The 23,330-nt window shown below is 70.2% G+C and carries 19 protein-coding genes and 1 tRNA gene; 14 read left to right on the forward strand and 6 right to left on the reverse strand.

All coding sequences use genetic code 11. From position 1 onward, the window contains the following. Positions 1–46 precede the first annotated feature (46 nt). From dnaB to HCJ92_RS01175, 5 genes are all read left to right on the forward strand, one after another. The gene (dnaB, locus tag HCJ92_RS01155) at positions 47–1,954 is read left to right on the forward strand and encodes a replicative DNA helicase (protein WP_209310566.1); all 1,908 of its coding nucleotides are present in this window, start codon (positions 47–49) and stop codon (positions 1,952–1,954) included. 140 nt (positions 1,955–2,094) lie between these two features. Beyond that, positions 2,095–2,892 carry a TnsA-like heteromeric transposase endonuclease subunit gene (locus HCJ92_RS01160; protein ID WP_338053953.1) on the forward strand — a complete coding sequence of 266 codons (798 nt, stop codon included), beginning with the start codon at positions 2,095–2,097 and terminating at the stop codon, positions 2,890–2,892. Continuing rightward, the gene (locus HCJ92_RS01165) at positions 2,889–5,018 is read left to right on the forward strand and encodes a helix-turn-helix domain-containing protein (protein ID WP_167931457.1); all 2,130 of its coding nucleotides are present in this window, start codon (positions 2,889–2,891) and stop codon (positions 5,016–5,018) included. The genes HCJ92_RS01160 and HCJ92_RS01165 overlap by 4 nt, the downstream gene beginning before the upstream one ends. Further along, positions 5,015–6,133: an AAA family ATPase gene (locus HCJ92_RS01170; RefSeq protein ID WP_167931458.1), complete on the forward strand. Its 1,119-nt coding sequence runs from the start codon at positions 5,015–5,017 to the stop codon at positions 6,131–6,133. The genes HCJ92_RS01165 and HCJ92_RS01170 overlap by 4 nt, the downstream gene beginning before the upstream one ends. Next, a complete protein-coding gene (locus HCJ92_RS01175; RefSeq protein ID WP_167931459.1) occupies positions 6,130–8,763 on the forward strand; it encodes a TniQ family protein in 2,634 nt (877 codons plus the stop codon). Before HCJ92_RS01170 ends, HCJ92_RS01175 begins: the two co-directional genes overlap by 4 nt. A gap of 22 nt (positions 8,764–8,785) precedes the next feature. Here HCJ92_RS01175 and HCJ92_RS01180 read toward each other — a convergent pair whose 3' ends face one another. Beyond that, positions 8,786–9,259, reverse strand: coding sequence for a hypothetical protein (locus HCJ92_RS01180; protein ID WP_167931460.1), 474 nt, complete (start codon positions 9,257–9,259; stop codon positions 8,786–8,788). Positions 9,260–9,403: 144 nt separating this feature from the next. Between HCJ92_RS01180 and HCJ92_RS01185 the strand changes: the two genes are divergently transcribed. The 4 genes from HCJ92_RS01185 (at position 9,404) to HCJ92_RS01200 (ending at position 11,154) form a co-directional block, all read left to right on the forward strand. Then, positions 9,404–9,739: a hypothetical protein gene (locus tag HCJ92_RS01185; RefSeq protein WP_167931461.1), complete on the forward strand. Its 336-nt coding sequence runs from the start codon at positions 9,404–9,406 to the stop codon at positions 9,737–9,739. Positions 9,740–9,797: 58 nt separating this feature from the next. Beyond that, positions 9,798–10,100, forward strand: a complete 303-nt coding sequence (locus HCJ92_RS01190; RefSeq protein WP_167931475.1) for a hypothetical protein — start codon at positions 9,798–9,800, stop codon at positions 10,098–10,100. A gap of 39 nt (positions 10,101–10,139) precedes the next feature. Then, positions 10,140–10,550: a hypothetical protein gene (locus HCJ92_RS01195; RefSeq protein WP_167931462.1), complete on the forward strand. Its 411-nt coding sequence runs from the start codon at positions 10,140–10,142 to the stop codon at positions 10,548–10,550. A 289-nt stretch (positions 10,551–10,839) separates the two neighbouring features. After that, positions 10,840–11,154 carry a hypothetical protein gene (locus HCJ92_RS01200; RefSeq protein ID WP_338053954.1) on the forward strand — a complete coding sequence of 105 codons (315 nt, stop codon included), beginning with the start codon at positions 10,840–10,842 and terminating at the stop codon, positions 11,152–11,154. Between the two features lie 73 nt (positions 11,155–11,227). Here the strand turns inward: HCJ92_RS01200 and HCJ92_RS01205 are convergent, their stop codons facing one another. The 3 genes from HCJ92_RS01205 to HCJ92_RS01215 all read right to left on the reverse strand — a co-directional run bounded on the left by HCJ92_RS01205 (position 11,228) and on the right by HCJ92_RS01215 (position 13,536). Continuing rightward, a complete protein-coding gene (locus HCJ92_RS01205) occupies positions 11,228–11,524 on the reverse strand; it encodes a S1 RNA-binding domain-containing protein (RefSeq protein WP_167931463.1) in 297 nt (98 codons plus the stop codon). Between the two features lie 317 nt (positions 11,525–11,841). After that, positions 11,842–11,928, reverse strand: a tRNA-Ser gene (locus HCJ92_RS01210). A gap of 72 nt (positions 11,929–12,000) precedes the next feature. After that, positions 12,001–13,536, reverse strand: a complete 1,536-nt coding sequence (locus HCJ92_RS01215) for a S1C family serine protease (protein WP_338053955.1) — start codon at positions 13,534–13,536, stop codon at positions 12,001–12,003. A gap of 339 nt (positions 13,537–13,875) precedes the next feature. Between HCJ92_RS01215 and HCJ92_RS01220 the strand changes: the two genes are divergently transcribed. From HCJ92_RS01220 to HCJ92_RS01230, 3 genes are all read left to right on the forward strand, one after another. After that, entirely contained in the window at positions 13,876–14,670 is a 795-nt protein-coding gene (locus tag HCJ92_RS01220) for a glycerophosphodiester phosphodiesterase (RefSeq protein ID WP_167931464.1), read from the forward strand. A gap of 194 nt (positions 14,671–14,864) precedes the next feature. Continuing rightward, a complete protein-coding gene (locus tag HCJ92_RS01225; protein WP_338053956.1) occupies positions 14,865–15,257 on the forward strand; it encodes an ATP-binding protein in 393 nt (130 codons plus the stop codon). 487 nt (positions 15,258–15,744) lie between these two features. Further along, the gene (locus tag HCJ92_RS01230; RefSeq protein ID WP_167931466.1) at positions 15,745–16,713 is read left to right on the forward strand and encodes a DUF5926 family protein; all 969 of its coding nucleotides are present in this window, start codon (positions 15,745–15,747) and stop codon (positions 16,711–16,713) included. Positions 16,714–17,166: 453 nt separating this feature from the next. Here HCJ92_RS01230 and HCJ92_RS01235 read toward each other — a convergent pair whose 3' ends face one another. Together HCJ92_RS01235 and HCJ92_RS01240 are read right to left on the reverse strand one after the other, a co-directional pair. Continuing rightward, positions 17,167–17,877, reverse strand: a complete 711-nt coding sequence (locus tag HCJ92_RS01235; protein ID WP_167931467.1) for a hypothetical protein — start codon at positions 17,875–17,877, stop codon at positions 17,167–17,169. Positions 17,878–18,182: 305 nt separating this feature from the next. Next, entirely contained in the window at positions 18,183–18,890 is a 708-nt protein-coding gene (locus HCJ92_RS01240) for a bifunctional DNA primase/polymerase (RefSeq protein ID WP_167931468.1), read from the reverse strand. Positions 18,891–19,810: 920 nt separating this feature from the next. Here HCJ92_RS01240 and HCJ92_RS01245 point away from each other — a divergent pair. After that, positions 19,811–21,256, forward strand: coding sequence for a PP2C family protein-serine/threonine phosphatase (locus HCJ92_RS01245; protein WP_167931469.1), 1,446 nt, complete (start codon positions 19,811–19,813; stop codon positions 21,254–21,256). Between the two features lie 341 nt (positions 21,257–21,597). Continuing rightward, positions 21,598–23,085, forward strand: coding sequence for an aminopeptidase P family protein (locus tag HCJ92_RS01250; protein WP_338053957.1), 1,488 nt, complete (start codon positions 21,598–21,600; stop codon positions 23,083–23,085). Positions 23,086–23,330 lie beyond the last annotated feature (245 nt).

Genomic DNA, 23,330 nt, shown 5'->3' on the forward strand with positions numbered 1-23,330 from the left:
GCTGCCGCCGCAGGACCTGGAGGCGGAGCAATCGGTACTCGGCGGCATGCTGCTGTCCAAGGACGCCATCGCCGACGTCGTCGAGGTGCTCAAGGGCCACGACTTCTACAAGCCTGCACACGAGATCATCTACGCGGCCGTTCTCGACCTGTACGCCAAGGGCGAGCCTGCCGACCCGATCACCGTCGCGCACGAGCTCACGAAGCGCGGAGAACTCTCCAAGGTCGGCGGCGCGGGCTACGTCCACTCCCTGGTGCAGACGGTGCCGACCGCGGCCAACGCGGAGTACTACGCGGAGATCGTCCATGAGCGGGCCGTTCTGCGCCGACTCGTCCAGGCGGGGACCCGCATCACGCAGATGGGCTACGCCGCGGACGGTGACGTCGACGAGATCGTCAACTCCGCCCAGGCGGAGGTCTACGCCGTCACCGAGCAGCGCACGGCGGAGGACTACCTGCCGCTCGGCGACATCATGGAGGGCGCGCTCGACGAGATCGAGGCGATCAGCAACCGCAGCGGTGAGATGACCGGTGTCCCCACCGGGTTCACCGACCTCGACTCCCTCACCAACGGCCTGCACCCGGGGCAGATGATCGTCATCGCCGCCCGCCCCGCCATGGGTAAGTGCCTGGCCGCGGAGACCCTGGTGACGGAGGCCGCGACGGGTGAAGCGCTCACGATCGCCGAGTTCGTACGCCGGGGTCTCGCCGGGGAGCCGCTGCGGGTGCACACGCTCGGAGCGGACTGGCGGCTGAGGGCGGTGCGCCCCTCGGACTTCATCCCGAACGGGCGGCGCGAGGTGCTCCGCCTCACCACCGTCGGCGGACGGACCATCACGGCCACCCCCAACCACCCCTTCCGTACCCTCGACGGCTGGGTCCCGCTGGGCGAGCTCACCCCGGGCGACCACCTCGCGGTCGCGGATCCGCCCGCCACCGCCGACGACGTCGGGGTCCCGCCTGTGGTCGACGAGCCGCTCCCGGCCGAGGCGCGTCGGTTGATCGACGCCGCCCGAGGTGAGCGGTCCGACAGCAGCGGGGCTGCCGGGGGCGTGCAGCGGCAGGGGACCGGCCCGGTGGGCCGGGAGGAGCTGCGGAGGCTGGCGTCGGAACTCCGAGCTCCGGAGCTGAGGGAGCTCGCCGATTCGGTGGTGCGATGGGACCCGGTGGCGACGATCGAACCGGCGGGCGAGGCCGAGGTCTACGACCTGACCGTCGACGGAACCCACAACTTCCTCGCGCAGGGGATTGTCGTCCACAACTCGACGCTCGCGCTGGACTTCGCGAGGGCGTGTTCCATCAAGCACAACCTGCCGAGCGTCATCTTCTCCCTCGAAATGGGGCGGAACGAGATCGCGATGCGTCTGCTGTCCGCGGAGGCGCGGGTGGCGTTGCACCACATGCGCTCGGGTTCGATGACGGACGAGGACTGGAACCGCGTCGCTCGGCAGATGGCCGAGGTCAACGAGGCGCCGCTCTACATCGATGATTCGCCGAACCTCTCGATGATGGAGATCCGCGCCAAGTGCCGCCGGTTGAAGCAGCGCCACGACCTCCGACTCGTCGTGATCGACTACCTCCAGCTGATGCAGTCCGGCGGCTCCCGGCGGCCCGAGTCCCGTCAGCAGGAGGTCTCGGACATGTCCCGAAACCTCAAGCTGCTAGCCAAGGAGCTGGAAGTGCCCGTGATCGCGCTCTCCCAGCTGAACCGTGGACCGGAACAGCGGACCGACAAGAAGCCGATGGTCTCGGACCTCCGTGAGTCCGGCTCGATCGAGCAGGACGCCGACATGGTCATCCTGCTCCACCGCGAGGACGCGTACGAGAAGGAGTCGCCGCGCGCGGGCGAGGCCGACCTGATCGTCGCCAAGCACCGAAACGGCCCCACCGCGACCATCACCGTCGCCTTCCAGGGCCACTACTCCCGCTTCGTCAACATGGAGGGCGGCTTCTGACGCCGCCTGTAGGGCCTCATTTCCCGTGTCGGAATCTCACGATCAATGTCGGATGGATGTCGGATACGACATCGTCGTGAGATTGGCCAGGCTCTTGAGGCCGAATTCGCTCAAACGTGTGGACGTTCCAAGCTCTCTTGGTGCACGTACTGCCGTACGGCCCAGGCTGTCACCGACTGCTTGATCGCATCGAACCTGATGCCGCGGGAGTGGGGGTGTTCGTGCCAGTTGAGTCGGCAATGGTGTGTTTCCGTACATCGGGCCGGGGGTTCGAAGACGAGCCGTGGGAGAGCGTCAGCAGCGCGACGTTAGCGACAGCGTCTCCATGGCGGACATTCCGGTGGTACGACGGCCAGAAGCACTACTCGGGCACCTACTGGTCCTCGACCATGCGTGACCACGTGATCTACGAGTCGCGGCTTGAACTTGCTCGACTGCTGTTTGACGACTTCGACCCATCCGTCCGCCGCATCCTTGCCCAGCCCTTCCTGTTGAAGGCCGAGGTGGAAGGCAAGGTTCGCAAACACATCCCGGACTACCTTCTGATCAGCGAGGACGGTCCGGTCGTGGTCGACGTCAAGCCGAGGCACCGGGTGGCCAAGCCAGAGGTGGCGTTCACTTTCGACTGGACGCGGCGGCTGGTGGAGACACGCGGATGGCGATACGTCGTGTGGAGCGAACCTGCGCCGGCGGAACTCGAGAACCTTCGGTTCCTCGCCGGGTACCGACGTGACTGGCTTTTCGATGGTCTCCTGCTCGACGAACTTCGAGCGATGGGGCTGGATTGCCGGATACTTGGCGAACTCGATGACGCACTCGCCGGACGAGAACCGGAGGAGGTCCGTGCTGGGGTCCTTCACCTTCTCTGGCGTGGTGAGCTGGTCACCGACTTGAGTACCCCGCTCAGCGGTCATCACGTTCTGAAGGCTTCGAAGTGAGCTGGGCCGGAGTCCGCGTGGGGGTTGGTACACGGTTCCGCTATGACGGCGAGACCGTTGAGGTAATCGAGCTGGCGATCACCGCGAACGGCAACGAGGCGGTACTGAAGAACGGCCGCGGGAAGCTGCTGAGACTGGCAGTGAAGGAACTGCTGCTGTCTGATCGAGTTCGTGTGATCCCGGATGCTCCGGGACCGTCCAGTGACGACGACGAAGACGTCGCTGGCGTCGTGCTGAGCCAGCTGTCGAAAGCCGAGCAAGACGGACTACGAGAGCGGGCAGGCCATGTCCGGGAAGTCCTCACCGGTTACCGGTCGGGCGCTCCGGAGCTGGCAGCGGAAGGCGAGCCGAGACCGGAATACTCGCCTGACCTTCCGCTAGGCGAGCGCTACGCGAGCAAGGCCGCTGAACTCGGCGTCACCGTCCGTACCGTCGAGCGCTGGGTTCGGGACTTCCGCCGTGGCGGCGAGGCGGGCTTGGCGGCTGCCGGGCGACCCGCACGTGGGCGGGCCACGAAACTGGATGACCGGTGGGTGGAGACAGCCACGGAGGTCATGGTCGAGCATGCCAAGGAATCCAAGCCGTCCCGCACACTGGTGATCGAGCGGACCCGAGCACGGGTGGTTGCACGGTTCGGTCCGGATGTCGTCCCGCAACCCAGCCGGGCTACTGCCTTCCGGCTGCTTGAGGAGTTGGAGGACCAGCACCCGCTCTTCCGACTGAGTGCGAAGCGGAACCGGGACATCGCTGGCCGGCCAAGTGAGCTTTATGGCAAGTTGCGGCCGACCAGGCCGGGCGAGTACCTCCTGATGGACTCCACCCGGCTGGACGTTTTCGCCTTCGACCCGTTCACGCTTCGATGGGTGCAGGCTGAGCTCAGCATCGGTATGGACTGGTACACCCGCTGCGTCACCGGCATCCGCCTCACCCCGGTGTCGACGAAGGCGGTGGACGTCAGCGCGGTGCTCTACCAGTCGTTCCGGCCCAGGCCGGCTGGGAAGGACTGGCCGCGCTACGCGGTCTGGCCCGAGCACGGCATCCCACGGACGGTCCTCGTGGATACGGCTGTCGCCGAAGGGGCTGGTGCAGCTGGCCCGATTCTGGTTCCGGAAACCCTGGTCATCGACCACGGAAAGCAGTACGACTCCGAGCATCTGACCAGCGTCTGCCGACGGATGGGCATCTCGATCCAGCCTGCGAGGCTACGGACGGGCCGCGACAAAGGGCCAGTCGAAAGATTCTTTCGCACCCTGCGTGAGGGCCTGCTTCAAGCATTGCCCGGCTATAAGGGGCCGGACGTCCATTCCCGGGGGGAGAACCCGGAGGACGACGCCTTCTTCTTCCTGCATGAGCTGGAAGCGATCATCCGTGAGTGGGTCGCGGCGGTCTACCACCATCGACCACACACGAGTCTGGTCGACCCGGGCCTGCCGGGGCTGCGGATGTCCCCCGCCGCGATGTTCGAGCACGGCATGGCCCGGGCGGGTTACATCGAGGCCCCCAGAGACCCCGACCTCGCCTACGAATTCCTGAAGACCGAATGGCGCACGATCCAGCACTACGGAGTCGAGATCGGCCGGCGCCGCTACAGCGGCCCCGGCCTCAAAGGGCTCAGCGATGTCCGGAGTCCCTACAAGGGGCCGGTCGAGAACGGATGGCCCTTCCAGGTCGATCCCGACGACATCACCCGCATCTACGTCCGGGACCTGGACCGTCGCTGGCGCACCCTGACCTGGGAACATGCGCCCACGGCCGGTATGCCGCTGAGCGAGGATGCTCTCGCCTTCGCCCGGAAACTGGCTGCTGCGAAGTATCGCTTTCCTGACGACCGTCTTGGGGTCGCCGACCTATTGGAGCGCTGGAACCTCGGCCTGGGCACAACGCTGGCAGAGCGGCGGATGGCCCTGCGGCTATCGCGAGAGCAAGCGGCCATCGAACTGCCCGAGTCCGACGAGTCAGTCGTCTCGCTGCCCTCAGTCCGCAAAGCCCTGGGCGACAAAGAGGGCTCGTCCCACGAGGAGCCGGAGGAGATGGAGCCGGCCGAGACGGGTGATGACGACGAGGCCGACTTCGAAGTCCTCACCGAAGAGGACGACTTCTACGCCGACGCACTGGAGGACGTGTGACTGATCCGCTGCCGCTGGGCCTGGGGAATCTGGCGTTGTCGCGGAAGGAGGATTTCAAGGAGTTCGCCAACGCTCCGCGTCGCGAACAGCCCAGGCTGCTGACAAGGGCAGAGCTGAAAGCTCTGACGACTGAGTCGAGAGCTGTCTACGACCGACTGCGGCGGGAATGGCATGCCAACCTCGGGCCGATCAGGACACAGCAACTGGCCGATCTTCACGAGGATTTGTGGGACATCGTCGACAGCAATCAGCAGGACGGTGACAAGGCCAAGGGCGCCGTGGCTGTCGACGCCTTTCCCGGCCTCGGGAAGACGACCTCGGTGCTGGCGTTCCTCCGCGAGTTCCACCACCGGGAGATCGCCGAGAACGGCGAGTTCACAGCGCAGGGACACGAACGGCTTCCGGTCTGCCGGGTCGGACTGACCGGCAACACCGGCATGAAGGACCTCAACCGTGCCATTCTGGAATTCTTCGGCCATGCTGGACGCAACCGCGGAACAGCCGCCCAGATGGGCCAGCGGGCCCTGGACTGCGTGTTGTCCTGCGAAGTGCGCGTCCTCGCCCTCGACGATCTGCACTTCCTGAAGTGGCGCAACACCAGCGGCATCGAGGTCAGCAACCACCTGAAGTGGATCGCCAACGAGTTCCCCGTGACCTTGCTGATGATCGGCGTCGGACTCGCAGAGAAGGGCCTGTTCAGCGAAGGAACTACTTCTGGTGACACAGCCCTGGCCCAGACAGGCCGGCGCACGACTCGACTGGACATGCAGCCCTTCACCATCAAGAACGAGGCGGGCCGCCGAGAATGGCGGAAGATGCTCCTCGCCCTGGAGAAGCGAGTGGTCCTGGCCGACAAGTATCCCGGCATGCTTGCAGACGATCTTTCCGACTACCTCTTTGCCCGCAGCACCGGGCATATCGGCTCGCTGATGACACTGATCAACCGGGGCTGCCAAAGAGCCGTCCGCAGCGGCACCGAACGCCTCGACCGTGACCTGCTCGACCGAGTGAAGAACGACGAGGCTTCCGAGAAGGCTCGCAGGGAGCTCGAAGCAGCCCTGGACAAGCGACGGCTCACCAGCCGGCCCCGATCCAGCAACCGGAAAGCCGCGTGACGTCCGGCCTGCGGACTCTCCCTCTCAGAGTCGCGCCGCTGCCAGGAGAAGCCCTGGACTCCTGGCTGGAGACTCTGGCCCACCGCAGCATGGTCAGCTTCCGCGAGATCCTGATCGCCTTGGGACTGCCCGGTCGGCGCGACGGCAACCTCCCTGATCTCACCCGCTACCTCGAGCCGGAGCAGGCCGAGCAGGCCGCGGCCGTCAGCGGAGTCCCCGCTGACCGGTTGCATGCGATGACGTTGCGCCAGTACGACGGCCATGCGCTCGTACTGCACCCTCACCGCCGGACGGTGAACCGCATGCAGCTATGGGGCCGAAACGGCTCCCGATACTGCCCTCAGTGCCTTCACGAACACGACGGCCGCTGGCAGTTGCGCTGGCGCCTCCCCTGGAGCTTCGCTTGCACTCGGCACCGGATCCTGCTGCCGCACGCCTGTCCCTCTTGCGACCAGCGCACCCGCCACGGCCGAGTCAGCATCTTCCGTGATCTTCCACCCCATCAGTGTCCTACGACGCTGAAACCCTCAGGGGCGCTCTGCCAGACGGACCTCGCCCTGGCCCCCGCTGCGGCCCTTCGCGAAGACAGCCCAGTACTGGCTTCGCAGCGCTGGATCAACGACCTGCTGGACCGAGTCGAACAGGGACAAGCGCAGTCCCTCCCCGCACCCCGAATGATCTTCAACGACCTGCGTGCGCTGGCCTCCTGGGTCTTGCGCATCGCGGAACCCGGCGACTTCCCGACACTCGATCCGCATGTCGAGCAGGCATGCCAGGACTACGCCGGAGACGGCCAGTTCTCGCCCACCTCGGCGGCAGCGACCGCAGGCGGACTCACCCGCGCCGTCCACATCCTTCAACAGGGCTCCGACAAGACAAACATCGCCACGCTGCGGACCCTCCTCGAACGAGACGGCGAACGACTGGACCTCATGCCGCTCGGTGACATCAACAAACGCTGGAGAGCACATTCCACTGCCCTGCAACAACTGATCTGGCAGGCCATGGACACCCGCATGGCGAACGTGGACCGGCTCCGCTTCCGAAGCTGCACCACTCGCCCGCGCCCACCCCACAAGATGAACGAGACCCTGACTGCCGCACGGGCCAGCCGAGTCCCACAATTACTCTGGCGTGGATGGACTGCCCGCTTCCTGCCGGCCGCCGGCGTCCGGAACATCGGCAACTTCCGCGCGGCACTGGCCGTCGCACTCCTACTCCCCGGAGCATCCAAACGACACTTCGATCCCCTGATCAGCATGCTCGGCCATCAGGCGCAGCTCGACGTCCACTACACGCTCGCCGAACTTGCCCAGCAGGGCCACGACGGAGTCCTCACCGGTCTCTGTGAGATCGCCGACTACCTGGACACCCAGCCCGTCCCCATCGACTACGAACGTCGCCGCGGGCTGACAGGTGAGGGCCTCTTGCCTGCTGATGACTGGGTTTCGATCTGCACACAGACCGGTGTCCACCCGGGACAGGAAGCGCGGTTGCTGTCTGTGCGCCGCTACCTCTATCAGCGCATCACCGGAAATGATCTCCGGCAGGCGCCAGAGTTGCTCAGGATCACGACCGCCGAGGCGGCGGGAGGCGTCGCGGTGGTTCCCTTCCGGATCACCGCCGCCCTGCTGGGAGCTCTCGACGAGTACGGCGAGGACTACCTACGGGGTTTGGGCATCGACGAACCGCTGACCTGGGAGCCTCCAGCGGACCTTGCCGCTGGACTCTGCCTGCCCGGCCGACCAGTGGACGTGACACGAGCGCACCGTCTCATCTGCGCTGAGGGCCAAGCGCCCGCCGTCGCGGCGAAGGAGATGGGCGTCGCTCTGGAGAGCATCCGCCATTGCTTCGAGCAGCACCCACCCAGCAGCCCCTGGCCCTCCAAAAGCGGCGGATCTTGGGTTGACCTCAGCCGGCCCATCGCTCGACGGTCCCGGCTTGCCGCAGCTCAGGCCCGTCAGCAAGCACATACCGTGCTCACCGACGATTTCCTGCGACGCGAGTACCTCGACGCGCGGAAGACGGTCAGAGAGATCGCCTCAGAGACCCGTCTCCCCAAAAGACTCATCAGCGAGGTGCTGAATCACTCCGGCCTCATCGCTAGCCGAGAGCCATCGAGGAAGCCGATCGTCGATGAGCAGTGGCTCCGAGAGCAGTACATCAGGCAGGCCCGGACCCTGGCCAGCATCGCCACCGAGCTGGACATGAGCCCAACGACCCTGACACGCCACCTCCGGGCCATGGGCATCGCACTCCGTCCACGCGGCGGACGCCGGGCCGTGAGCCAATCGGAACTCGACTCAGTACCGCCGCTGATCAGGCCGGCCCTCACAGATCGGCGCTGTTGGGGCCGCCTTCAGCGGTTTCGAGAAGCCATGAAGCATCGCACCCTCGCCGAGGCATCACGCCAGCTCGGCACCACACGCTCGGTCCTTTACACCCAGTTTGCTGCCCTGGAAAGTGATTTGGGCGTCCAGCTCTACATCCGCCCCCGCCGGGGCGAATCACTCCGCCCCACCAAGGCCGGACAAGCCGTGATGGACGCGCTGACCGACAGCGAAGACGCTCGACCAGGCGGCAACACCATCGAGACCGGCTTTCCTCCCGCCTCCAGGCAGAACCCATGACCAGCCGATCGTCGGCGGTCGGCTATCGAACAGGACCGCACTCATCGACCAGAACGGTCGGCTCCGACAGGAAGACGTTCGGGTCGACGGGCCCATAGGCAACGTTGAACGTGTCGAGCCAGTACGACCAGTCCCGTATTCCGGCGGCGCTACTGAACCGATAGTTCAACTGCCAACGGACCCACTGCCCCGGGACCAGACGCACCGCCGGCGGCCGCCGCGGGCGCGGCGGCAATCCGAACAACGGCTCCACACGCGCCAGCACGCGGAGCCGATCGCCCTCGTCTCGCAAGCTGAGTCCGACCTGGCGCAAGTCCCTCTCGCTTTCGTGCGGCTCGAAACCGTCACGCTCGGACATCTTGATGACCTGGGCGAAGGAAGACGGCACTGGTGACACCAGGAACCCCGTTGGCGCTGAATTCCTGCGGGCAGCAGCGTCACCGCCCCTGGAGTGCTTCGTCCAGGACGTCCTGATCCACTGAACCGTGATCTCCACTGGAACCGCCTTTCGCCTCGGACACTACGGCGACCACAGCCTGCACGGCACTCTGGTTTCGGCGCGCTGTCCGGCGGCCCGGAGGATTCCGGCTGAGACGGGCCTATTGCACGGCGCTAGAGTCCAACAGCGGAGGAGGCGAAGATGGCGCTGAACAAGAAGGGTTCCCGGCGCATAACCGTTGACGGGATCGAGTACCGCTGGCGGATCCGCAGGAAGCCCTCCTACATGCAGGGACTCTGCTGGACACCGATGGCCTATGCGGTTGAAGCGGTCAGCGGCAGCCAGCCGGGCACGACGTTGATCGTCACCAGCGGTCAGGCCCATCCCAGCAACTGGGTGGGCGTCGAGACGGAGCCAATTCGTTCGGCTCACGTTGCTGCCAGCATTCGAGAGGCACGGGATCAAGGCTGGGATCCAACCCGGGTCGGTTCTCCTTTCCAGCTCGACCGATCCGCAGGATTCATCGCCCAGTCATGAGATAGAGCGGAGTAGGGCGGCGCATCTGGCCCGGCATCATGGTCTGGTGACCACGGGGATGCGCTGCTACTGGGACGAGGAAGACACCTGGTTCTACTTCGAGGTCGACGCCGAAGGCTGGGTGATCCGGCAGGTCGAACTCGAAGGGCCTGAGCTGATCCCGATCGCAGCTGCTTCCCTCGCCGAGTGGCAGCGGGCCCGCGACGCAGGCCGCCTCGATGATTACGACAGCAGATTCGGGATCACCGCCGAGCTGCCCGTCTCGGAATGGGAAGGCCACGACCCCGAACAACTCACCTCCGAGGAGTTCGAGGAAGTCTGGGGCCCTGCCCGTCGGCAGATCGCATCCCGGCCCAGCTGACCTCTCGGCCCCGCAGTGACTTCTTGGCATCATCGCGACATGACTCCGAGCCTTCCTCGCACTGTCCGAGCCGTCGACACCGCTCAGCTCTTGGACCTGGCCCAGGAGGCCGCCATGCACAGCTTCAGCCAGCGGCTCCCGGTCGACTGGCTCCGGGAGCACCTCGCCGCGGAGGCGACGCACTACCTGTTCCCGACGCTCGTGCAGCGGCTCACGCACCGTCCCGAGATGCCGCTGCAGTGGAGGTGCCAGCAACTGCTGACCGTCAACACCGGCGAAGAGATCTGGGGTTTGCTCGACGTCCTTCCCGACACCTTCGACAAGATCCCGGAGACTCTGGACACGGCGTCCAAGAAGGAGATCGTCAACCGCATCGAGCACGCGGTGACCGTGCGCGAGTGGATGGAACGGATGACTGACGGACAGTCTGAGGAAACGACATCGCCCTGAGACAGCAGCTGGCCGACACGTCGTGAGACTGGAGGGGAACGTCCTGGTCACAGCGGCGGCGCCTGACACCGAAAGTGAGAACCTACACCGCCGCTGGGGATGTGGCGGTGCGTTGGCTCTGGTCGTCGGCGACGTTCCACGGCGAACCCTGGCGGGCAGCCACCCTCCGCCGCCCCTCGTCGTCGGCTCCGCCGGCGCCCCGGGTTCGATCGACCAAGGGGACAGCGCCCCCGCCGGCGCATGCACGACCGCGCGGACGTCGCTCCCGACCCGTCGGCACACTGGGTCGGTGACCACATGGATGCGCTGTTACTGGGACGAGGAGGACACGTGGTTCTTCTTCGAGGCAGGCCCCGACGGATGGGTGACGCGGCAGGTCGAACTGCGAGGCCCGGCGTCGGTCCCCGTGGCAGCCGCAGCGGAGACGGAATGGCAGCATGCCCGCGACACCGGGCGCCTCGGCGAGTACGAGAGCCGGTTCGGCTCCACCGCTGAGGCGCCTGTCTCCACGTGGGAGGGACACGAACCCGAGCAGCTCACCGCCGACGAGTTCGAACAGGTCTGGGAGGCGGCCCGCCGCCACCTCGCGGCGGGTCCGCGATGACCGCCGCGAGGTTCCGCGTCTTCACCGGTCCACCGTGCCGCGGGGGTGCAGGCTTCCTCGCCGCCTTCCGCGCTCACCCATTCGGCGGCGAGGCGGTCCGCGCCGGGTCCGGTACGTTCCTGAGCGACAGGGAGACCTGTTCGTGGAGGAAGCAGATGTTGACGACACGGGCGCGGACCTGCTGGCCGACCGAGAGTTTCTCCGAGGGGTGGCCGAGACGACGGGTCGACAGTTCAGGAATGTTGATCTTGGCCTCGAAGCCGCCGAGGTCGACGAAGGTGACGCCGAAGTCGGCGATGCGGGTCACGGTGCCGGTGACGATGTCGTCGAGGTGAAGGGTCTTCAGGAAGGCCGAGTCGCGTTCAGGCATGCCGTAGGCGTAGGGGAGCGGCGCGTGGTCAGTATCCCGTGTGCGGGGGTGCTGCTGCTGTCACGGGCGCTGTCGCAGCCGAACTCGTGGTTCCTCCGTGCCTCGCCCGGTGGCAGTTCCGTGTGAGCGCGCGGTGTCGTTGGTGTCGCCGCAGGGGAGCGTGGCCGTGGGGCGGCGTCCGGCGGTGGTGAACCGGGGGTCGGAGCGCCTTGTGGGGCGTGTGTTCCACGTGAAACATCGCTCCCTCATAACGCGTGGAAGGGGCGCCACGCCTTCCGGCGGGCGCCCCTTCCGGGCTGGTGTACTGCTCACCTCGGCGGAGGCTGTGGGATTTGAACCCACGGTGACGTTGCCGCCACGACGGTTTTCAAGACCGTTCCCTTAGGCCGCTCGGGCAAGCCTCCCCGTGCCGACGGGAGCCGACGGCACTCCGACAGCGTAGCCGCTCCCGCGAGGCCCCGGGGCCCGCCTCCGGGTCATTCCTGGTCGCCGACGCGGGCGTCGAGGGTGATCTCGGTCGTCTGCTCGTTGCCGTCCCGTACGTACGTCAACTCCACCGTCTCGCCCGGCTCGTAGGTCCAGATCTCGCTGATGAGGGTGGGGCCGCTGTCGATGACCCGGTCACCGAACTTGATGATGGAGTCGCCGGGGCGGAGCCCGGCCTCGTCGGCGGGGCCGCCCGGCGTGACGGCTTCGTTGGCCCCTTCTCCCTCGGTGCTGATCTGGGCGCCCCCGGAGCTGGTCTCCGTCATTCCCACCGAGACGCCGATGACGGCGTACACCGGTTCGCCGGACTCGATGAGGTCGTTGGCGACGCGCACCGCCTGGTTCACGGGGATCGCGAAGCCCAGCCCCACGGAGCCGGCCTGCTGCCCCGGTGCGCTGGAGTTCGACTGGATCGCCGAGTTGACGCCGATGACGGCACCCCCGGCGTCCAGGAGTGGCCCGCCGGAGTTGCCCGGATTGATCGACGCGTCCGTCTGCAGCGCACTCATGTAGGACGACCGACCACCCATGCCGTCGCTGGAGGCGACGGGACGGTTCTTGGCGCTGACGATCCCGGTGGTGACGGTGCCCGAGAGCCCGTACGGAGCGCCGATCGCCACGGTCGTGTCCCCGACGACGACATCGTCGGAGTTTCCCACGGGGAGCGGCTGGAGGTCGCGGTCACCCGAGTCCACCAGGCGCAGCACGGCGATGTCGTACCCCTGCGCCCCGCCGACGAGTTCGGCCTCGTAGCTCTCGCCGTCGGAGAAGGTGACCGTCAGGCGGCCACTCTGCGAGGCCGATTCGACCACGTGGTTGTTGGTGAGGATGTGGCCTTCCTCGTCGTAGACGAAGCCGGTGCCCGTGCCCCCTTCGCGGTCGCCCTCCGCCTGGATCGTCACCACGCTGGGGAGCGCGGACTCGGCGATGCCGGCCACCGATTCGGGACTGCGCTCCTGGGTGCCGCTGCTGCCGTTCGAGCTGTTCACGGTGGAGGTGGCACGGTCGCTGCCCGCGTTGTCCGCGAGGAGGTAGCCGGCCCCACCGCCGATGCCGCCCGCGATCAGCGTCGCCACCGCGACCGCCGCGAGGAGTCCGCCTCGGCGACGGCGGCGGGGCGGTGGGGCGAAGGTCGCCCAGGGGCCGTCGTGGGGGCCGTGCGGCGGCGGGGGCGGTGTTCCGCCCGGTGCTGCGCCCCCGGCCGAACCGATGCCCTCGTCGGCGGGGACGGGCGTGCCGGAGTACTGGTGGCCGACTCCGGGGGGCGTCGGGGGGCCCGCGGCGGTGGAGGTCGAGGCCGGCTGTGTCCCGCCCGGGTGCGGGGCGCCGGTGCCCGGGCCGCCCGCTTCGGGGGCGTGGGCCACCTGAGGGGGCGAGGAGGGAGGAGCCGCCGGGGGCGGCCCGCCCGGAGCCGCGGCCGGCGGCGGCGGTACGTCGCCCTGCGGCGGAGTGGCGGGCAGCGGCGGCGTCCGGTGGGGCGGGTCGTTGGGGCCCGGTGTGCCTGCGCTCATGTTTTCGCTGGTCACAGCTTTCTCCTCAGGTGCACGACAGGGTGGGGACAGACGCCCCGGTCCAGGCTTGTCCCGCACAGTCTTGCCCACCGTGCGTCAGCCGGAGGTAAGTCCCGCGCGGCTCGGTCCGCCCCCGTCGGGGCGTCCCGTTGCCGGCCGGCCCGGCGGGGCCGGAGCGTTTCCTGCGGGGGTTCGCGTACCCGGGACGCCCACCGCTACGCGGCGGCCGGGGGTGCGTCGGCTCAGCCGGCGGGGACCTGCTCCTGCGGTCGCCGTGGCCCCGGCCGCCCGGCCCGGACGGCCGGTGGGGCCCGGCCCGCCCGCTCGGAAGGACGGCGGTGCGACGATACGCGGATGACCGCCGACATCGCTGTGATCGCCCACCGCGGGGCCTCCGAGGACGCCCCCGAACACACCCTCACCGCCTACCGGCAGGCCATCGCGGACGGCTCCGATGCGCTGGAGTGCGACGTTCGGATGACGGCCGACGGGCACCTGGTCTGCGTGCACGATCGGCGCGTCAACCGCACCTCGAACGGCAGGGGCGCGGTCTCCTCCCTCGAACTGGCGGATCTCGACGAGCTGGACTTCGGCTCCTGGAAGGCCCCGGCGGGGGACGAGGAGCGGCCGGACCGGGGGGAGGCGTACGCCCTGGAGCCGGAGCGCAGCAGGGTGTTGACGTTGGAACGGTTGCTGGAGTTGGTGGCCGAAACTGAACGTCCGGTCGGCCTGGCGATCGAGACCAAGCATCCGACGCGCTGGGCGGGGCGGGTCGAGAGCCGCCTGCTGGAGGTGCTCGCGGCCAATCCGGTACCCGGACCGGTCCGGGTGATGAGCTTCTCGGCCCGGTCGCTCCAGCGGGTGCGCGCCGCGGACCCCGCGCTGGGCACGGTCCAGCTCATGCGGTTCCTGCTGCCGCGTCACCGTGACGGCGGCCTGCCTGCCGGTGCGGACATCGCGGGCCCGAGCGTCCGGGTGCTCCGACGAGACCCCGGGTACGTCGCCAGGGCGCACCGGGCCGGGCATCCCGTGCACGTCTGGACGGTGGACGACCCGGCCGATGTGGAGTTGTGCGCCCGACTCGGGGTAGACGCGGTGATCACGAATCGGCCCCGCACGGTCCGTGATCAACTTCGCAGACTTGCGTGAGCAAATACTCGGTATGATTTACCGCTTGTGTCGCAATGCGTTCGCCACGTATTCGTTCATTGCGAACTCATCAACGCATCGCTGAGCGACGGTTTCCGGCCGGAGGCTTCCGGGCATCGAACCTTTGGCGTCAGGCAAAGGAGGTCTCGGGGGTGACGTTGGTGGCTACTCAGCAAGCGGCGACAACATCGACCATGTCGGTTCCCCATGGACCGTCCGGGGTCGGTGCGGCGAGACGGCGGCTCTGCCGGGACCTTAGGGACGGCGGGGCGACGGAGTCGGTGATAGACGACGCGGCGCTGGTGTTGTCGGAGCTCCTCAGCAACTCGTGCCGTCACGCGCGGGCACTGGCCCACGAAGAGGTGCGGGCGAGCTGGGAGCGCAACGACCGGGGTGACGTGACGATCTCCGTCACCGATGGCGGCGGGCCGACGTTGCCCGCGCCCGCGACCCCGTCGGTGACGGCGCGCGGCGGGCGTGGCCTGGCGATCATCCGTTCGCTCGCCCGGGACTGGGGAGTCCGAGCCGAGGCGTTCCCCGGCCCGGTCACGGTCTGGGCGGTGCTGGCCGGCGAACAGCCGGCCTGAGTTCCCGCACACGCCCTCGGCCGGCCGCCGGCCCCGGCCGCGAATGCCACCGCAGGGCGAACCGCCTGGAGGGTGGGACCTTCCCGGGTGATGCGCGCGGCGGGCCAGCGGCACGCGACGACCGGCGCCGGCGGCGGCGCCTGCCCCGCCGGCCCGTCGCAGGTGCCAACCCGGTCGCTCCGCGCCGCTCTCGACCGTCCCGAGTGGTGCTCGACCGCGGTCGTCCGACTGCTCGCGGCGGGCGTCGGCTGCGCCCCGGTCGCCGTCCACCACGGAACGTCCCCCCGGCTCCCGCCGCGCTGCCCGGTGGCGCAGCCCCGGCAGCTCAGCCCCGGGCGGGGGCCGGGGAGCGGGTGCGGCACCGGGTCCGGTGGGCGGACCGGGCTCCCGCGCCCCTCGGTCCGGGGGGCGAGCAATTACAGTCCCCATACCGTCCGACGCGCCGGAACCGGCCGTCACCGTTCCCGAGCAGGAGAGCCGCACTCGCATGGCCAAGAAGCGCCGCCCCCAGACCAAGGCCACCAAGCCGCAGCTCATCGACGGGGAGGTGCCCGTCGTCGGCGCCCGAGAGCCCTGTCCCTGCGGCTCGCAGCGCCGCTACAAGGCGTGCCACGGGCGCGCCGCCTCGCAGGCGACGACCGAGCTGGTCCGTCGCCCGTTCGAGGGCCTCTCCGGTGAGGGCGACTGGGTCGCGCTCCGCGAACTGGTCCCTGCCGCGACCGTCGAGCTGTCCCTCCGGGACGGGCTTCCCGAGGGCGTGCCCTCGGTGACGCTGGCCACCGTGCTGCCCCTTGCCTGGCCCGCGCTGCGTCGACAGGACGGCAGCGTCCTGGTCGCCCTGCAGAACGACACCGCGACCGGCGACCTCAGCCGCGACCTCGCCGACGTGCTGCTGCGGGCCCTGGAGGCCGAGCCGGGCAACCCCGTCGCCGCGGGGCGCCCCGGTCCGGAGGGGCTGCGGCTCCAGGACGTGCTCGACCCCGAGGCAGCCTTCGAGCCGGTCGTCCACAGCGGTTTCGAGTTCTGGGTGGAGGCGGCCGACGAGTCGTCCCCGCAGGTGGCCGCCTCGCTGGAGCGGGCGAACGAGGCCGTCATCCCGACGGTCCGGCTCGCCGGCGTGGACAGCGCCTACTGGTGCGAGGTGCCCGAGAAGAACCACCTGCGGTGGGTCATGCCGCACCCCGAGGAGCAGCTGATCGACGCGCTGGCCCGGCTGCACGCCGCCGGTCGGTCCGACCTGGGCGAGGGCACCCGCCTCGTGGGCTCCTTCCGGGCCCACGGGCTGACGGTCCCGGTGTGGGACCTGCCCTCCGCCATGACCGCCGCCGACTGCGAGAAGCCGGCCGCGGAGTTCGCGGAGCGGTTGGCCGGGGCACTGGCGGTGACCGAGCCGCTGAGCCCTGCCGAGCGCAGCGCGCGCAGTGGACTCACGAGCCGTCAGGTCACGCTGAACTAAAGGCATTTGCATTTTCATTGCGTTGTCCACAGGGTCGGAATCGGCCGCCCCGTGCAGTGATTCCGGTCACAACCAGCCAGGTTCGCTGGGCGGGAGGGGCCTTTCCGGCGTCGCGGGATTTGCGAAACTCACAGGAGTTGTTACGGTCTGAGTGAGCCCGGTCGCTGGTGCATCCCCCGTCTCCAGCGACCGGGTTCTTCTGCGTCCGGGAACACTTCGGGGCGCCGCCCGGTTCATGGGGCGTCTGACCTGGTCACTTGTCCTACTCGGGCTCCCCCGGCGTTGCCGTGACCACCTGTGCGCCGCGCTTCCGGACGGGTCCGAGTGCCCCCGGCGCGTGTCCCGGTGACCGGCTGTCGCACCGTCAGCGTGTGATCCCGCGTCGCATCGATTTCCACCTGCCCCGCAGCGCGTGGGTTCCACCCGCCGCGGGCGCGCGCATCGGTGGGTGAGTCAGGGGCCTGGGGTGGCCGCCCGTAGCAGGGTGCTGTCCGTTCCGGGTGCCGCCAACTCGGCCGTGGCGGAATAACGCGCCGCCGTCGAGTCGTCGACGGTCGGTGCACGGGGCGTCTCGCAGATGCCCCGCGCCTCGGTCGCCGGCACGTCGCAGTGCACCTCGACGCTGCCGCCGCCGGGATCGCGCACGGTCAGTTCGCCCCGTAGCGGTTCACCCGAGCCGTTGCGGTAGTAGACGCGTGCCCAGGTGTCCGTGCCCTCGGTGACGACGCAGGTGCGCGCCTCCACTCCCCGCGGTGCGCTCATGGCCGGGCCGCACTCGGCCTCGGTCGCCCCCGGTCGGTCCGTCGGGTCGGCGTGGCGGTCTGCGGGACTCTCCGTGGCCTTTCCGCCGGGGGCGCTCTTGGGGCCCGACGGCTGCGCTCCCTCGTCGCCGCGACCCGGCGCCGTGCCGCCCTGGTCGACCTCGGTCTCCGCGGCGCCGGCTTCAGCCCTGTCGCCCTCACCGCCGTCCGCCACCTCGTCGCCGTTCCCGTCGGTCCCGGCCTCCCCGTCGGTCCCGGTCGCGGCCGGCGGCGAGGCGTGGAGGTCGTCGGAGTGCTGCGCGTCGTCCTTGGCGAAGGCGAGCGGCAGTGCCAGGGCGAGTGCGACGGCGCTGGCGACCGCGGTGGTGCGCAGCTCGGAGGTACGGGACGTCGACTCGTGCACGAAGGTCACCCCCCTGCGGTTGCTGTGTCACTCCCGGTGGACCACACGACGATACCGAGATCGTTCCGCTCATTCCGGGGCGTAGCGGATGTCGTCCCCCTTGCCGGACACATGTGACCCGCAGGGGTGAGAAAACCGGTGCAGGGGTTTCATCCGTTCGGGTGATGCTGGGAGGTTCCGCCGCACGGGGCGGGATGCGGCGGGAGGGGCGGCCCGGAGGCGGTGGCCCGTCGCGGAACAGACCGGGCCCGGCGCCGTCGCGGGGACGGGGCCGGGCCCGGGTGCTGCTCGGTGGCGGTCGGGCGTCAGCCCTGGCGACCGGTGCTCCGTCCGCCGGGGGCGAGTCGTTCGGCGGCCACCAGTGCCCGGAGCACGTGCTCCGCCGCCGGCAGTCGGTGCGGCCGGTGCGCCGGGCCGGGAGCCCGGACCCAGCCGGTGCGGCCGGCGCCGGTCCACGACGGCGGCAGCGTCACATAGCCGCCCGGTCCGTGGAACCGGAGTGAGGCCGGGAGCCGGCCGGGGGTACCGCCTTCGGCGGCCGGCGCGTCCTCGACCTGTTCGTCGAGCAGGTCGCACAGTGTCTCGCCCAGCTCGGCGAGGGTGTACGGGGCGACCAGCAGCGTCAGGCGGTCGGGCGTGGCGAGCACGGGGCCGGTGCGCGGCCCCAGCCTGTCGAGCGTGGTCAGGGCGCGGCGACCCGTCGCGAGCGGCAGGCTCAGCGCGCAGGGCGCGGCGCCGCCGGTCGCGAGCAGGACGGGCGCCGCGGGGCGCGCGTCCCACCACCACTGGATCATCGAGGGGTCGGCGGTGGCCGCCAGCAGTTCCGGGGTCCCGGGGTGGACCACCGGTGCCGGGCAGCCGGAGCGCCCGCAGAGGCAGTGGCCGTCCAGGCCGGTTCCGACGCCGGGCAGGACGGGCCAGCCTCGACGCGCGTAGTCCAGCGCGGCGGCGCGTGGCGTACGGCGGGCGCGGTGCTGCTCTCCTTTGTGCTGCTTTCCGCGGATCTCACGCATCAGCGTTCGTTCCTTTCCCTCGCACCCTGCCGGACCGGCGCAGGGCTGGGCGGACACCATCACGTGGAACACCGAACTCGGTCATCACCATCAACGGCGACACGGTTCCCAGCTTGCGGGGCGCCGGGCCTGGCGGACACCTGGCGGACGGTGGCGTTTCGCCGCCGTCCTGGTCCGCGGGTCCGGTCCCGGCCGTTCCCGCGCTGGTGTGCCCGCCCGCGGTTCATGATTCCGACGGTACCGGCCGGTGCCCGGAGGGCACCGGCGAACCACCCGGTGGAGGCGGGCCGGCGCGGGCAGCGCGTGGTCGGCGCGCGTCACCGCGCCACCGGCCGTGATGGCGGACCCGGCCGGGGCGTCGTGTCCCGGGACGCTATCGCAATACAGGGGGTGCTGCCGCACGCGGCTCCGCACCGCGTGGCCGCTCCGTGCGCCGTGATGAGCTCCGGGGAGCCGACCCTTCCGGCGAGTCGTGCGACGGGTGACATCAGGGGTGCGTACGGGACGTTCCGGACAGGGCGCGGGTAGGGCACGGCCACCGGGAACGAGGTGCGCGCCGCGTCGGTGCGGTGCGCGCGACGGGACGTCCGGTCGGGTCCCGACCGGCGGCGGCCGACCGCCGGCGTCGTGTCCGTGGCTGCCGCCACCTGCGGCGCACGGGGGTGACGGGTGTGGCGCGCCCCGCCCGGCCAGAAGTGGTGGCGGCGCCGTGCGTGAGGGGCTTTTCTGCCATTTATCGTGCGCGCGCGGCCTGTCGCCCGGGCCGCTGCCCGGGAGCTGGCCATCATCGAGGCCAATCGGACAATGCTGGACATCGCTCCATTCGTGCGTGTACATGTGGAACGTTCCCACCGTGGCCTGCACGACCTGGGGGTTTGCGGTGCCCTTGCGAGGACAAGACACGGCGGAAGTCGATGCTGATGAGTAGCTCATCCCTGCCGAACGTGACCGGAATTCATCCCCCGCTCACCCTGACCGCCCACACCCCGGGGCGAGCGGCGACCGCCGCGCGGGGCTTGCGGGGCGTCACCGGCGCCGCCGGTGCCATGCAGGACCGGATGGCGTCCTGGATCTCCGACCTGACGACCCTGCACGACCTGAGCGAGCGGCTGCCGCGCACCCGCACCGTCGAGGAGGCGGTGCACGAGACGCTGCGCGCCGGGGCCTCCCTCGCAGGGGCCCGGCGCGGTCTCATCGCGCTACGACCACCCGACAGCGGGGGGCACGACCGGCTCGTCGGGTTGGGGCTCGACTCCGCCGACCTCGGCGACCTGGAGACGGTGCCGCGTGAATCCGCCTCTCACTCACGGCTGTTGGACGCGCTGAGCGGCGCCTGTCCGGGGGAGATCGCCTGCGACGACATCGCCGCCGACGTCGAACTCCACCCGCGCCACCGGGAGGTCGCCGCCCGGCTCGGCTGCGCCGCCAGTTACGCGCAGCCCCTCGCGGACGCCGACGGCGGCCGGCTGGGGGCGGCGGTGTGGTTCTACGACGAACCCGCCCGTCCGGACGAACGCCGCCGCCATCTGCTGGGTCTGTACCTCCGTCAGGCGGGGCAGCACATCGCCAACCGCATCGAGCTCGACCGTGCCCGTCACGACGCGCGCGAACTCCACCAGGGACTGCTCGGCCGGCGGCTGCCGGTGGTGCCCGGGGTGACGCTCGCGGTGCGGCACGGCGGAGCGGCGGCGGGCGGTGGTGTCTTCTACGACGCGCTGCGGCTGCCGGACGACGCGCTGGGACTGGCGGTCGGCACCGTCAGCGGCAGCGGACCGGCGACCACCGCCGCCATGGGGCGGCTGCTCGCCGGACTCCGGGCCTACGCGGTCATGGAGGGGGAAGACCCGGTGGCGGTGCTGTCGGACCTGGAACTGCTGCTGCGGGTCACGGAGTCCGCCCGCTGCGCCACCGCGCTCTACGGCTACGCGGAGCCCGCCACGCGCCGCGTGGTCCTCGCCTCGGCCGGTCATCCCCCGCCGCTCGTCGTCGGATCGGCGCGGGTGGAGTTCGCGGAGACCACGTTGTCGGCGCCGCTGGCCATGCTCTCCTGCTGGGAGGCGCCGAGCGTCGAACTGGAACTCGCTCCTGGCGAAACGCTTTTGCTGTACAACGAGGGGCTGCTGCACGCTACGGGCGAGCCGCTGGACCTGGCCTTCTCCCGGCTGCACGACGTGGTCGCGCAGACCCCGGCGGAGCTGCGGCGGGAGCCCGGCGCGCTCGCCGAACACGTCCGTGGCGAGTTGCTGTCCGCCGCGGTGCCGAGGACCGGGAGTGCGGCGGGGGCCGAGGGTGCCGCCGCCCCGGGCGGCGCGTCCGCTGGGCGGGAGACGGTGCTGCTGGCCGCCCGCTTCGACGCACGCGGCTGAGCGGTCGGACCGGCAGCGCGGCGGGCGGCCGGAGCGCGTACGGCCGGAGCGGTCGGTGACGCCGTGGGACGGGCCCGGGCAGGCCGGCGCCGGGTGCGTAGCGGTCCGCCCCCGAGCGGGTCGCCGCCGCGGTTCCCCCGACGAGGACCCACGAGGTCCGGCCAGGACCCACGAGGTCCGGCGAGGGCCGGCTCGCCGTCAGGGCCCGGCGGGGCCCGGCGCGGACCGGGGAGGCTCAGCAGCATGGCCCTGTCGCACGCCTTACCTCCCCGCATACGATGGGAGGAGGTCCGGTCGAATCGCCGCCGACCTGCCCACATCGCGAGCGAGGGAGCACAGACGTGGCCGATGACCAGCGCCCGGAGACCGCCGAGAGCCCGGAGGGCACCGCGGCGGACAAGCCGGCAGAGCCGAAGCCGCGCAAGAACGGTCTCGCGCCGAAGGTCTCGGACGAGCTCGCGGAGAACATGAAGTCCGGCTGGGCCGACACCGAGCGGACCGACCTGGAGCCCGTCGCCCAGGCCGAGCACACCGCCCGCCGACGCGCCGCGCTGTCGGCCAGGTTCCCGGGCGAGCGGCTGGTGGTCCCCGCCGGGCGTCTCAAGACCCGCTCCAACGACACCGAGTACCCGTTCCGGGCCTCCGTCGAGTACGCCTACCTGACCGGTGACCAGACCGAGAACGGCGTGCTGGTGCTGGAGCCCACGGCGGAGGGCCACGACGCCGCGCTGTACCTGCTGCCGCGGTCGGACCGGGACAACGGCGAGTTCTGGCTGTCCGCGCAGGGCGAGCTGTGGGTGGGGCGCCGCCAGAGCCTGACCGAGGCCGAGCGCCGGTACGGCGTGCCGTGCGCCGACGTCCGCAAGGTCGCCGCGCTGCTGACCGAGGCGCGCGGCCCCGTCCGCGTCGTGCGGTCCTACGACGCGACCGTCGAGGCGGCCCTCACCGACAAGGTGACGGCGGAGCGCGACGCCGAGTTCCAGACCTTCCTGTCGGAGCTGCGGCTCGTCAAGGACGACTTCGAGATCGCCGAGCTGACCTTCGCCTGCGAGGCGACCGCCCGCGGCTTCGAGGACGTGGTGAAGGTCCTCGACCGGGCGCAGGCCACCTCCGAGCGGTACATCGAGGGCACCTTCTTCCTGCGGGCCCGGGTCGAGGGCAACGACGTCGGCTACGGCTCCATCTGCGCCTCCGGACCCAACGCGACGACGCTCCACTGGGTGCGCAACGACGGTTCCGTGAACGACGGCGACCTGCTGCTGCTCGACGCCGGGGTCGAGACGCGCGAGCTGTACACCGCGGACGTGACCAGGACGCTGCCCGTCAACGGCCGCTTCACCGAGCTGCAGCGGAAGATCTACGACGCCGTGTACGACGCGCAGGAGGCGGGCATCGCCGCCGTGCGTCCGGGCGCGAAGTACGGCGACTTCCACCGGGCCGCGCAGCGCGTGCTGACCGAGCGGCTGGTCGAGTGGGGCCTGGTCGAGGGGCCGGTCGAGCGGGTGCTGGAGCTCGGTCTCCAGCGCCGCTGGACGCTCCACGGCACCGGTCACATGCTCGGTCTGGACGTCCACGACTGCGCCACCGCCCGGCGGGAGACCTACGCGGACGGCACTCTGGAGCCGGGGATGTGCCTGACGGTTGAGCCCGGCCTGTACTTCCAGGCCGACGACCTCACCGTGCCGGAGGAGTACCGCGGCATCGGTGTCCGTATCGAGGACGACATCCTGGTGACCGAGGACGGCTGCCGGAACCTCTCGGAGATGCTGCCGCGGCGCTCCGAGGATGTCGAGCGCTGGATGGCCGACCTCGGGGTCGCTTCCGCCTGACCGCACGGTGGGCCCGTCCCTCCCGGGGCGGGCCCGTGCCGGCTGCCGCGAGCCCACCCGGCCCCCGGACGCCGGGCTCCGGACCGCTTGCGCCTTCCCCCTCGGCCGCGACCACCCGCACGGCCGGCCGGCCGGCGGTCCGGGGCTCCGGCCCGTCACGGGCGCTGTCACGGGCGCTGTCACCGGCGCCGTCGTCCGACGACGCCGTCGGACCGGTCGACCGAGCGCGCGGCACGGCCGCGGCC

It is taken from the genome of Streptomyces spiramenti (assembly GCF_012034385.1).
In the GTDB taxonomy this organism is placed as follows: Bacteria; Actinomycetota; Actinomycetes; order Streptomycetales; family Streptomycetaceae; genus Streptomyces; species Streptomyces spiramenti.